The organism is Spirochaetota bacterium (assembly GCA_034190085.1).
Classification (GTDB): Bacteria; Spirochaetota; UBA4802; order UBA4802; family JAFGDQ01; genus JAXHTS01.
The window spans coordinates 81,914-96,592 of sequence record JAXHTS010000023.1 but is presented as its reverse complement, the minus strand read 5'-3'; the positions used below and the strand labels follow the sequence as shown (position 1 = coordinate 96,592).

At 36.7% G+C, this 14,679-nt stretch carries 15 protein-coding genes; 7 read left to right on the top strand and 8 right to left on the bottom strand.

Annotated features, from left to right (window positions below):
* Positions 1 to 9: 9 nt before the first annotated feature.
* The 6 genes from SVZ03_04895 to SVZ03_04870 all read left to right on the top strand — a co-directional run bounded on the left by SVZ03_04895 (position 10) and on the right by SVZ03_04870 (position 6,087).
* The gene (locus SVZ03_04895; GenBank protein ID MDY6933546.1) at positions 10 to 1,569 is read left to right on the top strand and encodes a lysine 5,6-aminomutase subunit alpha; all 1,560 of its coding nucleotides are present in this window, start codon (positions 10 to 12) and stop codon (positions 1,567 to 1,569) included.
* The gene (locus SVZ03_04890; GenBank protein MDY6933545.1) at positions 1,562 to 2,308 is read left to right on the top strand and encodes an OAM dimerization domain-containing protein; all 747 of its coding nucleotides are present in this window, start codon (positions 1,562 to 1,564) and stop codon (positions 2,306 to 2,308) included. The genes SVZ03_04895 and SVZ03_04890 overlap by 8 nt, the downstream gene beginning before the upstream one ends.
* Complete coding sequence (locus tag SVZ03_04885) at positions 2,295 to 2,693, top strand: hotdog domain-containing protein (protein MDY6933544.1); 399 nt, start codon at positions 2,295 to 2,297, stop codon at positions 2,691 to 2,693. The genes SVZ03_04890 and SVZ03_04885 overlap by 14 nt, the downstream gene beginning before the upstream one ends.
* Entirely contained in the window at positions 2,674 to 3,501 is an 828-nt protein-coding gene (locus SVZ03_04880; GenBank protein MDY6933543.1) for a 3-keto-5-aminohexanoate cleavage protein, read from the top strand. Before SVZ03_04885 ends, SVZ03_04880 begins: the two co-directional genes overlap by 20 nt.
* Positions 3,502 to 4,686: 1,185 nt before the next feature.
* Positions 4,687 to 5,295: a TetR/AcrR family transcriptional regulator gene (locus SVZ03_04875; protein MDY6933542.1), complete on the top strand. Its 609-nt coding sequence runs from the start codon at positions 4,687 to 4,689 to the stop codon at positions 5,293 to 5,295.
* 243 nt (positions 5,296 to 5,538) lie between these two features.
* Complete coding sequence (locus tag SVZ03_04870) at positions 5,539 to 6,087, top strand: gamma carbonic anhydrase family protein (GenBank protein MDY6933541.1); 549 nt, start codon at positions 5,539 to 5,541, stop codon at positions 6,085 to 6,087.
* Between the two features lie 88 nt (positions 6,088 to 6,175).
* Here SVZ03_04870 and SVZ03_04865 read toward each other — a convergent pair whose 3' ends face one another.
* Complete coding sequence (locus SVZ03_04865; GenBank protein MDY6933540.1) at positions 6,176 to 6,460, bottom strand: hypothetical protein; 285 nt, start codon at positions 6,458 to 6,460, stop codon at positions 6,176 to 6,178.
* Between the two features lie 383 nt (positions 6,461 to 6,843).
* Between SVZ03_04865 and SVZ03_04860 the strand changes: the two genes are divergently transcribed.
* Positions 6,844 to 7,101, top strand: a complete 258-nt coding sequence (locus SVZ03_04860; protein MDY6933539.1) for a hypothetical protein — start codon at positions 6,844 to 6,846, stop codon at positions 7,099 to 7,101.
* 172 nt (positions 7,102 to 7,273) lie between these two features.
* Here the strand turns inward: SVZ03_04860 and SVZ03_04855 are convergent, their stop codons facing one another.
* From SVZ03_04855 to SVZ03_04825, 7 genes are all read right to left on the bottom strand, one after another.
* Positions 7,274 to 8,224, bottom strand: coding sequence for a hypothetical protein (locus SVZ03_04855; GenBank protein ID MDY6933538.1), 951 nt, complete (start codon positions 8,222 to 8,224; stop codon positions 7,274 to 7,276).
* On the bottom strand, positions 8,172 to 8,957 hold the full coding sequence (locus SVZ03_04850; protein ID MDY6933537.1) for a glycosyltransferase family protein: 786 nt from the start codon (positions 8,955 to 8,957) through the stop codon (positions 8,172 to 8,174). The genes SVZ03_04855 and SVZ03_04850 overlap by 53 nt, the downstream gene beginning before the upstream one ends.
* Before the next feature lie 12 nt (positions 8,958 to 8,969).
* A complete protein-coding gene (locus tag SVZ03_04845; GenBank protein ID MDY6933536.1) occupies positions 8,970 to 10,454 on the bottom strand; it encodes a spiro-SPASM protein in 1,485 nt (494 codons plus the stop codon).
* A 9-nt stretch (positions 10,455 to 10,463) separates the two neighbouring features.
* The gene (locus SVZ03_04840; protein MDY6933535.1) at positions 10,464 to 11,423 is read right to left on the bottom strand and encodes a peptidylprolyl isomerase; all 960 of its coding nucleotides are present in this window, start codon (positions 11,421 to 11,423) and stop codon (positions 10,464 to 10,466) included.
* Positions 11,420 to 12,226 (bottom strand): glutamate racemase, encoded by an 807-nt coding sequence (gene murI, locus SVZ03_04835; GenBank protein MDY6933534.1) that lies wholly within the window; start codon positions 12,224 to 12,226, stop codon positions 11,420 to 11,422. Before murI ends, SVZ03_04840 begins: the two co-directional genes overlap by 4 nt.
* On the bottom strand, positions 12,219 to 13,817 hold the full coding sequence (cimA, locus tag SVZ03_04830; protein ID MDY6933533.1) for a citramalate synthase: 1,599 nt from the start codon (positions 13,815 to 13,817) through the stop codon (positions 12,219 to 12,221). The genes murI and cimA overlap by 8 nt, the downstream gene beginning before the upstream one ends.
* Before the next feature lie 148 nt (positions 13,818 to 13,965).
* Positions 13,966 to 14,613 (bottom strand): methyltransferase domain-containing protein, encoded by a 648-nt coding sequence (locus SVZ03_04825; GenBank protein ID MDY6933532.1) that lies wholly within the window; start codon positions 14,611 to 14,613, stop codon positions 13,966 to 13,968.
* Between the last annotated feature and the right edge of the window lie 66 nt (positions 14,614 to 14,679).

Genomic DNA, 14,679 nt, shown 5'->3' with positions numbered 1-14,679 from the left:
AGGGTATGAATGCATATTCGCTTAAGTAAAAGACAGATCAGGCGCGTTAAAGAGTATGCAAGGGATATCTCTGATGCAATACTTGAGATTGTCAAGCGCTACTCTACAACATCCATTGAGAGGTCTGTTCTTAGGCTTTATGGTGTGGACGGCGTGGACAGCCATGGATATCCGTTACCCAATCGTCTTGTTGATATCTTGCAAAAAAAAGGGCTTCTACAATCTGGCGCGTCCTTCTATTTTGCAGCTGCCATGCTCAAATCACAGAGGGATCCCCAGATGACTGCTGAGATGATTCTGCGAGGAGAAATAGATTTTGGAGATATAGATGGATTGAAGATGCAGGATATCCAGACAAGGGAGAAAGAGATTGCAAGGGAAGCGCTTTCAATTCTGGATAGGACAAGGGATAAGAAATGGCATAAGGTGGATTCGATCCCTTTACCGGAACAACCCTGGCGGTATATGATTGTGGCAACCGGAAACGTCTATGAGGATCGTATTCAGGCGGAATCGGCTGTTCTTGCCGGGGCGGATATCATCGCAGTGATCAGAAGCACCGCTCAATCCCTGCTCGATTATGTCCCCTATGGGCCGACAGAGGAGGGTGTTGGGGGAACCTATGCAACACAAGCCAATTTCAGGATCATGCGGGAGGCTCTGGATCAGGTATCTGAGAAGCAGGGACGTTACATCCGTCTTGTGAATTATGCCTCCGGACTCTGCATGCCGGAGATCGCAGCATGCGCTGCATTTGAGGATCTGGATATACTCCTGAATGACTCAATGTATGGAATATTATTCAGGGATATCAATAAAAAGCGAACCTTTATTGATCAGTATTTCAGTCGATTGATCTGTTCTAGAGCAAAGATATTGATAAACACTGGAGAGGATAACTATCTCACAACATCCGATGCAATTGATAAAGCCTACACCGTAACAGCTTCTCAGCTAATTAATGAGGCTATGGGCAAGAGGGCTCTATTGACTGATGATATGTTGGGTCTTGGCCATGCCTTTGAGATAGATCCACAGATTGAAAATGCACTTTTATACGAGCTTGCTCATGCTCAACTCGCCAGGCAGTTATTCCCTAATATGCCGTTGAAGTTTATGCCGCCTACAAAACATATGAGCACGAATATATTTTACTCACATTGCATGGATACAATGTTTAATCTTGCATCAATAATGACAAATCAGGGGATTCATCTCTCAGGAATAATGACTGAGGCGATACACAATCCCCTTATGCACGACAGAAGCGAGTCGCTATCCAGCATCAATTATGTATTCAAGACAGCTCGTGCTCTGGGAAGCGAGATTCTATTGAGAAGGAAAGGTATCATTTCTAAAAGGGCACAGCATGTGTTGAATGAAGTTGAGGTATTTATGAAAGAGATAAAAAGAATCGGCCTTATGGAGGCCATTGCGCAAGGAAAATTTGCAGATATAAGCAGAAGTGATGATGAGGGGAGGGGCGTTGAGGGGGTAATTGAGAAGGCTCATGATTATTCCAATCCCATATTGGAAAAAATAGAAGAGCAGGGTGTGATTCATGAGTAAGGAGATTATTAAACCCTATGGCGACAGGTTAAATGATGGTATAGTGCAACTATCCTTTACGTTGCCTGTTGAAAATGGAGCGCGGGCTCAAAAGGCAGCTGAGCTTTATGTGTCGGGTCTTAATTTTGAGAACGTAATAGTGGCTCATTCAAAAAAAATTGCGGATAATTTTACTTTTTTTGTGGTTTATGCAAACGCTATCCCTAGTCTCGATTACACCACTGTAAAGGCAACCGAGGTAGAGACAGGGAAGATGTCTTTCAATGAGATAAATGAATTTATCAAAAGGAAGTTGAAACGCCGACTTTCGATCATTGGAGCCTCCATCGGAAGCGATGCGCATACCGTTGGGATTGATGCTATCTTGAGCATGAAGGGATATAATCATGATTATGGCCTGGAGCGTTATCCTGAGATTAATGCAATAAACATGGGAGCCCAGGTGTCTTGTGAAAGTCTTCTTCAAAGGGCTGTTGAGGTCTGTGCTGATGCTATCCTTATTTCACAAAGTGTGACCCAAAGGGATGCCCATAAGCAAAATTATGATGAATTCATAAGGCTTTTGAAAGAGAAGAATATGCGCGTGCGTTTTCTCTTAATAGCTGGTGGGCCTAGAGTCACAAACGATTTAGCTCTGGAACTCGGTTATGATGCCGGATTCGGTCCAGGGACGCTTCCTTCTCAGGTGGCATCATATATCGCAACAACAATTGTGAAGAAAGCTTATGAATATGATTGAGGCAAGACAAATACATAGAATGAGCTACAGTGATGCACATTATGCTGGGAATCTTGTGGATGGAGCGAAAATATTACATCTATACGGAGATGTGGCAACTGAGCTTTTAATCCGTTATGATGGGGATGAGGGATTATTTCGTGCATACAATTCAGTAGAATTCTTGGCGCCTGTATATGCAGGCGATTTCATCGAAGTCATTGGAAGGATATCGGATGTGGGCAATACATCAAGGACTATGGAGTTTGAAGCCTGGAAGATCATAACCCCTGCCCCTGAATTAGGTGAAACCGCAGCTAAGGTCCTTGATAATCCTGTTTTAGTCTGCAGAGCGACTGGTGTATGCGTTGCCCCCAAGGAGAAGGATGGGAAGTGGCATGACTGATAATCCACTGATCATCTCCTGCCCAATCGTTGGAGCGGAATTGCGAAGGGAGGATTATCCTTATCTCCCTATAACGCCCGATGAGATCGCTAATGCCGCTAAGGAGGTTGTCAGGGCCGGAGCGAGCATTATTCATCTGCATGTGCGCGATGAGGAAGGGAAACCGAGTCAGAGTGTGGATATATTCAAAGAAGTAAGCGACAAAATTCGCGAGCGTTGTGATGTTATACTTCAGTATTCTACAGGTGGGGCTGTGGGTACACCTCTTGCTGAAAGATGCGCTCCCTTGGAGCTTAAACCAGAAATGGCTTCGCTATCCATGGGCACAATGAATTTTGGGAAGGAAATATTTGAAAATAGCGAGAATACGATTCGTCAAATCTTAAAGGCTATAACAGAAAACGGAGTGATGCCTGAACTAGAAATATTTGATTACGGCATGATGGAGACAGTACATAGATACATTAAAAAAAAATATTTACCCGAGAAATTTCATATCGGATTTATCCTGGGTGTGCAGGGAGGAATGCGAGGAAACATAAAAAGCCTTGTTCTTTTAACTGATGATCTATCACCTGAACAATTATGGAGCGTTGCTGGAATAGGAAGGTATCAATTACCTATAACTATGCATGCTATAGCCATGGGTGGGCATGTGCGTGTAGGTGTTGAGGATAACATATATTACCGAAAGGGAGAATTGGCAAAATCCAATGAGCAGCTAATCAAAAGGGTGGTGCGGATAGCTAATGAAATGGATCGACAGGTTGCAACTGTAAGTGATGCGCAATTTATACTAGGGCTTTAATCTGTGTTGATATATTTAAATAATACCGATGGTTTTAGGAGAATAGACCTACTAGATATCTTTTATAAAAATAGGCTTTGTGTGTAAATTTTATATCACTTTATTAGTATTGACTTCTTGTCCATTATTGTAAATTTTGTTCTTGCAATTTAATATGTTTATATTTTATTGTCATTTTGTTGGTAGTTGTCACCATTTTTAGGGCCTAATTTTACGCAAGTTTCATATTAAAATAGAAATGAATGACAAGGAATCAATATAAATTATTTATTAAAACTTATTTTTTATTAAATTGATTCAATGTTCTTTTTTTGTCCATTCTCAAGTTTTATTACTTAACTACGAAGGATTCAAGGATTCTGGGATTTAAGTGAAGGTATAGGTAAAATAGAGACGAATAGTCCTTTACACTCATAAATTACCGATTTTCACTTGAAGCCTTTACCCCTCGAATCCTTTATTGCTAATCAACCACACAAAGAATAGATTACCTATTGGTCTAGGATAATAAATATAAAAAATTTTATTATTGAGAATAACGATATTAAGTATTTGAATGAATATAACGATTAGTAATTTTAAGGATGATTTATGAGTAATATCATAATTTTGATTTTATTAAATTATCCAAAGTGTATTTAGGGTATGCTTATACTAACTTCTATACCCTATAATGTTATAATCTGAATCATTATTTACAAATCTGTAAAAGTTAAGTAATAACTGTTTTTGTATCTAAACTCATCACAAGTATAGAATCATATCGATTGTGGGTAAATATTATTAGGGACCATGAGCAGAGAATTACAAGAAAAGGCAGATATTGTTATTCGAGAATTGAAAGAGGTCTTAGTATATCTTTCAAAAGAAATATACATACAGAAACGGAGAGAGGATATCAATAATTCTAAAATCAGATAGGAATATCATTTGTCTTTATTGATAATGTAAGTATTATGACAATTTATTTAAGTCCCATTGATGAATCCTTAATGAGTACAGCATAAATGCAATATAAAGGCATGATAAAAATATGGATGGTACTCCTGCAAAAAGTCAATTTTTATAATATAGGTACTGATTACAGGCGATTATAGCCAAATATGGAACACAAAATTTTGTCAAAAGTAGTTTTTGCAGGAGCGCCATAGATTATAAATAATCAAATAGCTGAGGTAATGAAAGATGCTTGCTAAAGGGCAGAGGAGAAAACATCAGATTATTGATACAGCCAAAGATATGTTTATGAAAATCGGGTTCCAGAGTACTCATATCGGCAAGGTATGCGAAGAGCTGAACATTGCCCGAGGGACTGTATATCAATATTTTGGAAACAAGCGTGAAATATTATATGCTATCTTGGAATCAGTGGAGGAGAAGATTGATGATATACTTGATTTGGATGATTTAAAAGATTTTTTGAAAACAAATCCTTCTCAGAAGTTAGTCTTAAAATTTGTTAAGGAAAGAATCTTAGGTACAATTAGATCCATTGAAAATGAGCCGATAATAATAAAGTTGATTTTTAAGGACATAGTGGGCATTGATGGTGAGATTTTAGCAAGGGTAAATGCTTTTATTGAATTAATTACTAAATCGTTAATACGTGATATTGAGGAGATCATCAAGAAGGGGTTATACAAAAAAAGTATAGATTCAGAGTTAACCTCTTTAATGTTTATTGGAGGTGTTCTTTTTATTTTGTATAATGATAATAAAACGAACTCAGGCATGCTTGAAGAATATAAAATTGATGCGATTGTTAATAATTATTTCAATGGTGTATTAAAATGACAATTCTAATCATTTTTATGCTATTGTAATTAGTTGGAAGTATACCTACTTCTAAAATTGCACATTGAATATATAACAATTGATGATATGATCGCGTTATACGAATTATTGTTAGCGCGTTGTGTCGCTGCCTCTTTGCACCTTTGATTCATATTCTGCTACAAGTTAGACTATAACAGTTAATCCTATAACTGCCAACAAAGTAAGATTAATCATCAACATTGATGTAAGGGAGATACAGTGATGAATATCCATGAATCAGTATTTATTCATCCTAAATCAGTACAGCATGGCGAAGTTATATTAGGACAGTATTCCAGCTTATGGCCATTTTCAGTAATACGGGCTGATTTTGCGCCCATAAAGATTGGAAGATTTACTAATATACAGGATAACTGTGTGCTTCATGCAGATATTGGTACTCCTACAAATATAGGAGATATGGTAACTGTTGGACATGGGGCGGTCCTTCATGGATGTACAGTTGAAGATAATTGCATTATAGGAATTAACTCAACTGTTCTAAATGGTTCTGTTATTGGCAGTGGCACAATTGTAGCAGCTGGAGCAGTAGTGCAAGAGAGACGAAACATCCCTCCTGGTTCTTTTGTTGTAGGTGTGCCTGCAGAATGTCGGGTTGGTAAATCAGGGCAGGGGGATAGGATTAAACAGGGAGCCATTGCCTATGCTATGATTGCTCAGAAATATATGCAAGGGAAGAATATTTTTAATTACGATGAAGTTGAGTTTTGGGATGAGTTTAAAAAATTCGAGGAGTTATTAAATCTCTAATTATTTTCATAAGATTTTACATCAATTGAGAGTGAAATTTACAGTTATATATGGAGAAGATGAAGGCATATCTGAGCTATACCTATTTTCAGTCATTATCCCCCCCCCCTGAAGGATGGAAAATACCATTCTTATCATAATCAACAACACGCAATGGCCCATTCTTCGTAAACATTTTAATAATTTTTCCAACTGTTAAGGCATTTTCTTTTAGTATTAGCTTACAATCAATAAAATTGCAGGACTTTATTTCAGTATCTCCAGTCTTTAGAATAATCATGCAGTCTTTAAATTCACAATTGGTAAATGAATGGTTGTCTAACTCAACTGCTTCCTTTTCAAAAAATTTATTTTGATAATTTATTCTCAACATGAATTACATCCTTAATTAAGATTATAGTTATTTCAGTAATCTAATATCTAAACAATATTGACTTGTATAGTACGTTAAATGAGTTTGTTGTAGTGATATTAATCTAAAAATCATTTCAAATATCTTGTCAATACAATTAAACAATTACCTTACCTTATCTTACCTTACAGTAAGGTGACCCATTGATAGCTAACAACAATATGCATATCACTTTTATAAAAGCATTGACTTTTTTAATTGTATATAATCTTATTTATCTCAATAAGATAAACATTAAGGATTGTAATGAGGAGGTATGTTGAATGAAGATAAGATGTGACAAATGTGGATATGAGGATGAATTTACAGAATTTAAATCCTGTTCTGCTAGTTGAACTGTTACAATGGGCCAAGATGCCCGTGAGTGTCCCAGGTGTGGGAACAGGTGTATATTGGAAAAGGCTGAACTTATAGAGCAAGAAGATAGTGAAATAATCGATCTTTCACGAAGACTAGTCGCCATACAAAAAACTGATGATAGTGATTTGTTGTCTGAGGCTAAAAGGATAATAACTAAATTGAGAGAGGTGAATTTAAGATTTAATAATCCGAATTTAGATAGATTTATTACTGATCGTCAACGTGAACTATTCTATAGCTAGCCAAAGCTCATTGTTATAATATTATTATTCTGGTTGTCGATTTATCCTCTATGATAGGGTGAATTATCTTACTTCTATACTATTGAAATACAAATTCAGTGCTTCACAATATTAGGATGCGATTTTTGAAATTTATCTTTAACACTACAGGAGTCAACTTGCATAGGATATCCTATGTTAACTCAATAATATAGTCAGAGAACTTCTCAAGTTTTTCAAAAACCCTATTATAAACCTCCTTTGCTGAAATACTTTCGCAAATCGGTTCATTTAATAATTCTTCAATTTTTAATAGAACCATATCCCTATTAAGATCATTATACATCCCTAAGTTTAATATGTTTAACCTCTTCTCAACCAATTTTGATAATTGACAATGATAAAGGGTCGGATTTACTGATACTAATCTACATCCTGATATGAATCCCTCATAGAGCATAATCCCAAAGTGAGAAACAATAATTCTTGAAGAGAGGATTAACTCAGCATAGGATCTATCGATTTTTTCCCCATAATTTGAATAGGAGTTTTCACCCAAATGGATTGCATAGCTTGAACCCTTAGGAAGGAGGGAAAGCAGAAGGTCTAGGTATTTATCATTGGCGGCTAGTCCCGGGTAGATTGAAAAATCGATCACCTTTGGAATACTTTTATTAATAATGGAAAGCAGGGATTTAACAAAATTGAAGCCATATAAAAAAAAGGTATTTCGGGTTGATGATTCTTCCTTTTGAAGATTACTATAATTTGGCAATAGATCGATTGTAAAGTCAGCAACATCTCTTCCATCCCCAGCATCATCAATCACCATTACCCTACTCAGGGATTTCAGTTTTTCAATCTCTTCTGTTGAGGAGTTTCGCATATCACGGATTATTATATCTGGTTTCGTATCTATCTGTTTCTTGGTATATTTGAAGATTTCAGACGAAAGGAAGTGAGGTATTGAATTCGATACAAGAAAGGCTCGTATACCCTCTCTCTGGTTAAGATGCCAAAGAAGGGTTGACATTCTCTGGATATGACCACTACCAAGGGAATCCCCCCAGTCAGATAATATATATATGATTCTATTTGACTGACAGGGCTTCAAAATGGGTAGAGGAACGTTGTTTGATCCCATTATTTATAAATGCCAGTTTTGGATTTTTGTGTACATAATCGATTATATCCAATAGCGGGAATGGCTTTCCTCTATATAGATTGGCATAGAGTAGTTGTGCAAATTGATAATCCTCTATAGTGTCTACTGTTAATCTGAGATTGCTTGAAGGGTAGTTAATGTCCACCAATGGCCTCTCTATTTTAAATAATTCGGTATGTTCTTTTATGAATGTGGTAACATGTTCTCTATGATAGGGTTTGGTGCTCAGTTGGTAGCTCTTCTCAAGCGCCTCCCTCTTTATTACCTCTACAGCAACGCCTAGGGGTAGATTAGGAATGGCACAGAGATCTGAACCTGATTCAATAGCAATATCAAGAGCCATGGTAGCATATTCTATATCAATGAATGGGTTGTCTCCGGTAACCCTGATAATATAGTCGCCATTATACTCCTGATTGGCCATATAATATCTTTCAAGCACGTTATCCATTGAACCTGTAAACACCCTTACACCCATTGAATGCGCTAGGTCAATTATTGGTAAATTCTCCTCCTCCGTTGGAGTAGCAACTACTACGGTGTCTACCCCTTCAATTAGTGTTGATCTCTCAATAATGTGTGATAGGAGAGGTTTTCCGTTTAAGTCAAGCATCACCTTACCAGGTAATCTCTTTGACTGCATTCTGGCTTGAATAATGGCAGAAACATGGGGCTTTATCTTATGACCATTTACAATACCATTTATCTTCATAGCTCATCTCCATTAAAGATTAAAGGTGTACCATTCGTCACAGGATTTACAATCAGGATTTGTAGTATAGTTTTTCATATAATCCTGTATATAAAATGCTTTAGAATTTGTCCATATATCGTATATAGATTCTTCCTGAATGTTCCCCTTTATAGAATCTCCGTCAATATCCTGTTTGCAAAAGATTACCCTTCCGTCAGAGAGTATATAGAGATCTCTTTGAAGATGCCAGCAAGGGACTCTCTCAATGGGGGATAGGTCAGAATATCTTTTATCTTCTATTTTACCCAGATAGGTATTCTGTTTTTGGAGTATAATAGGTATTTTATGATTTTCCCAATAGTCATAATATCTATCCAGAAAAGCTTCAGTTTCGTTTATTTTCATGATCTGAATATAAATACTGTTATCTTCGTGAATTATTTCCTTTATTGAGGTGATATTATTATAAACCCTTTGAAAGCAATCGGCTCCATGTAAATCATTGTAGGTTTCATCATCCATGCCGTTTATGTTGAAGATAATCTTTATCCTATCATCTCTATGATTTAATAGGACATTTTTAAAATTATCATCTGCATATATTCCATTTGTCTCAATTATTATGTTTTCTATAAGATTTTGCTTCAGGGCTAAATCCAGAATCTCATAAAAATTGCTGTGCATCATCGGTTCGCCAGAACCGCCAAAGCATACGGAATAGGGTAGTTGAAAAGATTCCATATCCTTTAAAATCTTTGTGAAAAGGATCATATCCATATCCCATCGAGGGCTTCTTATAGTATTTCTATAACAAAATATACAATCTAATTCACATCGACCAGTTAACTCAATTTCTATATATGATGGCCCAATATAAAGGACATCAGGATTATCATCAATAGTTTGGCTAAGCTCTGAATATTTTGGAATTTTGTCAAGCCTTGTATATATATTTTGCATAATTTTTTTATCCCTTAAATTTCCGGACCTGAAGGATATTCTCTTATCCCTTATATCAGGAGCTTTATAATAGAGTTCCACATCAAATTGATTGATATTAGACCTGATAATATCTCTCAATGGAAGCATTCTTTCATCTGAATCTGGAATTGTCTCAATCAGCCCTTTTGAGATTATTTCACATGAATAGCCCTCTGGGAGATTCTCTGAATAGGTAAACTCGGCAAGATATTTTATATGAAGGTCCATCATATCTTTTATTATCTCTGTATCCAGAAAGGGAGAATCACAGTATATTTTAACAATATGATCAGATTTTGTTTGGTTAAATATTTGTTTCCATAAGGTAATATCATCTTTATCATTTCTGTTAAAACAACCATCTTTATTAATCAGATCGCCTTTATAATTCTTTGGTATGCAATAATATATATTATCAATATTATCCTTTGCCATCAATTCATCTGCCAGTTTCCCTGGTAAATATATCCCATTAAAATTCAGGTCCTTCTCGGAAATATGGTCATCTATATATAATAATATATCGATTTTCAATTTCTACTCCTATCCTCGAACATAATCTTCCATATAGATCTTTATCTCTGATTCTCTTCGTCTCCTTAAAACCCACTTCCGAAACTGTTCCATCATCCTTTGATTATATAGGAGGTTTAAAATTTTATTGGCAACTGATCCATAGGGCACAGATCGTCTTCCCAGATACTTGACAATGTGATATCCGTAGTTTGATTTAATTACTCCAGATATTTTCCCAATTTTTCTAATTTTGTCCACTTGAGATGCGAAATAGGGATCGAGTTCAGCAATGTTTACCCATCCGAGATCCCCCCCCCTCTTTGACGTGCTTGAGTCCTCTGAATGCGCTTGTGCAATTTCTTCAAAGGATTTGCCTGAAACGATAAGTCTTCTCAATTTATTTATCTGTTTATTTACTCTCTTCTCTTCTGCTATTGAATTGTTATTCGGTTTGACTAGGATGTGTTTTAACTTAACCTGGTAACCAAGTTTTTTTTTATTTTTCTCATACCATTCAATACCATCCTTTTCCGATGGTGGCGACACCCCAATTGCTATTGACATTACCTGTTCGGTTATAATAGAGATTCTTAGCTCCTCTTTATAATCCTTGAAGCTCATCTTTTCACTTGCTTCGATTCTCTTCTTAAACTCTTCAATTGAAGTTAAGTTCATGCTTTTCATGATCTTGTCTATTTGATGATCAATCTTTTTTTCACTTACAATGATATATTCCTCTTTTGCTGTCTGGCAAACAAGGGTATCATCGATAAATTTATCGAGCAGTCTGCTCTTTTCATAAATTATCTTCCCCTTGTTAATCTTCTTGATCTTTTGTAACCGTGATAACTTGGACAAGACCTCACTCTCAATTATTGGTATATCATTCACAATCGCAATAACCCTATCATAGATCTCCCATGAAAAGGCGTTGCTATTTGTGATAAGCAATATACAAAAAATTATTAGTGCATACTTTTTTTTCATCGTTGTTGTCCATTGATAATAAGTCTTGAGATGGTTGAACTGTTTTCCTCAAAAAACATCTCTTTTAACCTCTGAAGAACATCAGTAATATCAGAGGCATATAGGATTGTATCACCCATATTTCCAGTATTTTCAAGTTTTTTTTCTTTCAATATCCTCTGAACCTCAACCGCTACCTCAATCCCAGTATCAACAAGGTCCAGGTCAGGATAGACATCATTTATCGCTTTTTTTAAAAGCGGGAAATGTGTACAACCCAGGATTAGGGTTCGAATCCCACTATTATACATATTTTGTAGGTATTTTTTTGCGCTAAGCCTAGTAACATCATCATCAATCCAACCCTCTTCTGTAAGGGATACAAATATGGAAGCATCCTGTTGTATTGTCTCAATCTCAGGAGAGATTTTACTAATCGCCTTGACATAGGATAAACTCCTGACTGTAGCCCTTGTAGCTATAACGCCAATGGTGTTACCCTTCAATCTCCTACAGGCTGCCCTTGCTCCGGCGTCAATTACTCCAATAATCGGAATTGTATTCTCATTTCGTAGTGTCTCAAGTGCCACAGCGGATGAGGTGTTGCAGGCGACCACGATCAACTTGACATCCCTTGTGTTTAGGTATTGGCTAATCTCCCGTGAGTAACTTATGATAGTATCATGGCTTCTTGTGCCATATGGGAAGCGTAGGGTATCGCCAAAATAGATGATGTTCTCGGATGGAAGGATATCTCTTATAGACTTACACACTGTTAGTCCCCCCACACCTGAATCGAAGATTCCTATAGGTCTTTTATCCATTTGATGCCTTTGTATCCTTTTTAATTTTCTTTTTAAAGAGCATATACTCAATCCCATCAACCAAAGCCTGCCATGATGCCTCAATAATATTCTTTGAGACTCCCACAGTTCCCCAACTTTCATGCCCTCTCTGCTGATCAATAAGAACTCTTACAGGTGAGCCTGTGCCTGATTTCTCGTTTAAAACTCGCACCTTATAGTCGGTTAGATGCAATTCCATTAACTCCGGATAAAACTTTTCCAGTGCCTTCCGAAGAGCATTGTCCAATGCTTGAATTGGCCCTTCTCCATTAGCAGCTGTATGTTCAACCTTCCCGCCTACTTCTACTTTAATTGTGGCCTCGCAGGTGACTAGATTGCTCTCCTTCTTTTCAGTTATTACTCGAAATCCCAAGAGGTTGAAAAATGGCACATACTCTTTGGTGGCTTCCCGTATCAATAACTCAAAGGACCCCTCCGCCGCCTCAAACTGAAATCCCTGATCTTCGAGTTCTTTAACCCTTTGTAGGAGTTCATTGGATAGAGTTATTCTATTCTTGAGATCAATTCCCATTTCTTTGGCTTTAAATTCTATATTACTCCTGCCTGATAATTCTGAAATTAGTATATTTCTTTTATTGCCAACCTGTGCCGGATCAATGTGCTCATATGTCCTTGGATCCCTCTTAAGGGCTGATACATGTATGCCCGCTTTGGATGCAAATGAGTTATGCCCAACATAGGGAGCATTTTCATTATGCGTAAGATTGGCAGTCTCGCTAATATATCTACTGACCTCAGTTAGGTGAATCATTGCTTCTGCCGCTTGGCATTGATATCCCATCTTGAGAACTATATTAGGTATCAGTGTAGATAGATCACAGTTGCCACATCTCTCTCCATAGCCGTTCATTGTTCCTTGAACAGATACAGCTCCAGCTATTATTGCAGTAATAGAATTTGCCACAGCAACTCCAGAGTCGTTGTGGAAGTGAACACCGATTGGTGTTTTTATGTTTTTTGTAATCTCTGTTGTGATATATTCTACTTCATGGGGCAATGATCCACCATTTGTGTCGCAAAGGACTATCATATCAGCGCCTGCCTTCTCAGCATGTATGATTGTTTCCAGAGAATATTCTGGATTTGATTTAAATCCATCGTAGAAATGTTCAGCATCAAGAAACACATCAAAACCCTTATCCTTTAAAAAAGCAACCGTGCTGTATATTAACTCAAGATTTACTTTAAGATCAATTCTTAAGGCCTTAGTAACCTGAAAATCGGAGGATTTTGCTACAATAGTCAGTGAATTTGAATTCGATTGTATTAAAGCATTTAGTTGTTTATCTTTTGAACAGGAAGTATCATGACGTCTGGTTGAACCAAAGGCAACCAATTTCGCATTATGAAGATCGACCTTCCTCATTTCATTGAAAAAGAGGTTGTCTTTGGGGTTTGAGCCTGGCCATCCCCCCTCAATATAGTCGATTTTCAGCTTATCCAACTCCATTGCTATTCTTATCTTATCATGAAGCGAGAAGGAAATACCAATACTCTGAGCACCATCCCTGAGAGTGGTATCGTAAATTGTTATATGCCTATTCTTCATTTTTTCTCTTTATAGATTACTCAAAGGCTATAATCATAGGTACTGAAGTTAAAATAATCATTTAGGTTGGATGAAACAATTGTTTTTCTGAATTATGTAAAATAATCGAAAAAAATGCTATTATTTGGAGAATCAATTTTGTTTCAAGTCATTTTTCAGCATAAAAGAACCAATGTGAGATTATCTTTTCCGTATCTCCTAATATAGTCCTCTCCATGTGGCCGTATTGAAATGAACTGAATATTTTAAACGTTTTCTTTAGCTCTCTCTCACAATAGAGCGATACAGTTGCTCTATTGATATCTTCGAGGTCAGTTATCCAAGTACAATTCCCAATATATCTTCCTCTCCTGATGTATGTGTCCCTGACAGATCGTAGCGTTCCAAAGATGACACCACCCTTTTTCATAATCTCATAGATCTCCCACATGGATGCTTGGAAATAATCTTTCATACAATAATGGAGGGCTCCCCAGGATATTATTATATCGATAGAACTCGATTTAAAGGGAAGTCTGTTATTCTCTCCCAATGCCAGCGGGAAGGTATAATTATTATTGCAGATATTTATGGCATTTATACTGTTATCCATACCTATTACGGTTTTAATGCCATGCTCGGAGAGTAATTTCATATGTCGACCGCTTCCACAACCCAGATCAACCGCAATGAGTTCACCTCGTCCCCCTTTATCCATTAAAAAAGATTTTAGCATCCTAACCAGATTCTCATCAGGATAGATAAGAACTGACTTTTCTTTACAATAGTGTTTTTCCCATGCATTAATATCTGTCATAATTAATGTATTTTAGCATATATTATTATAATATAATCCCCTTAGTTCATATCTAAGCGATTAGTA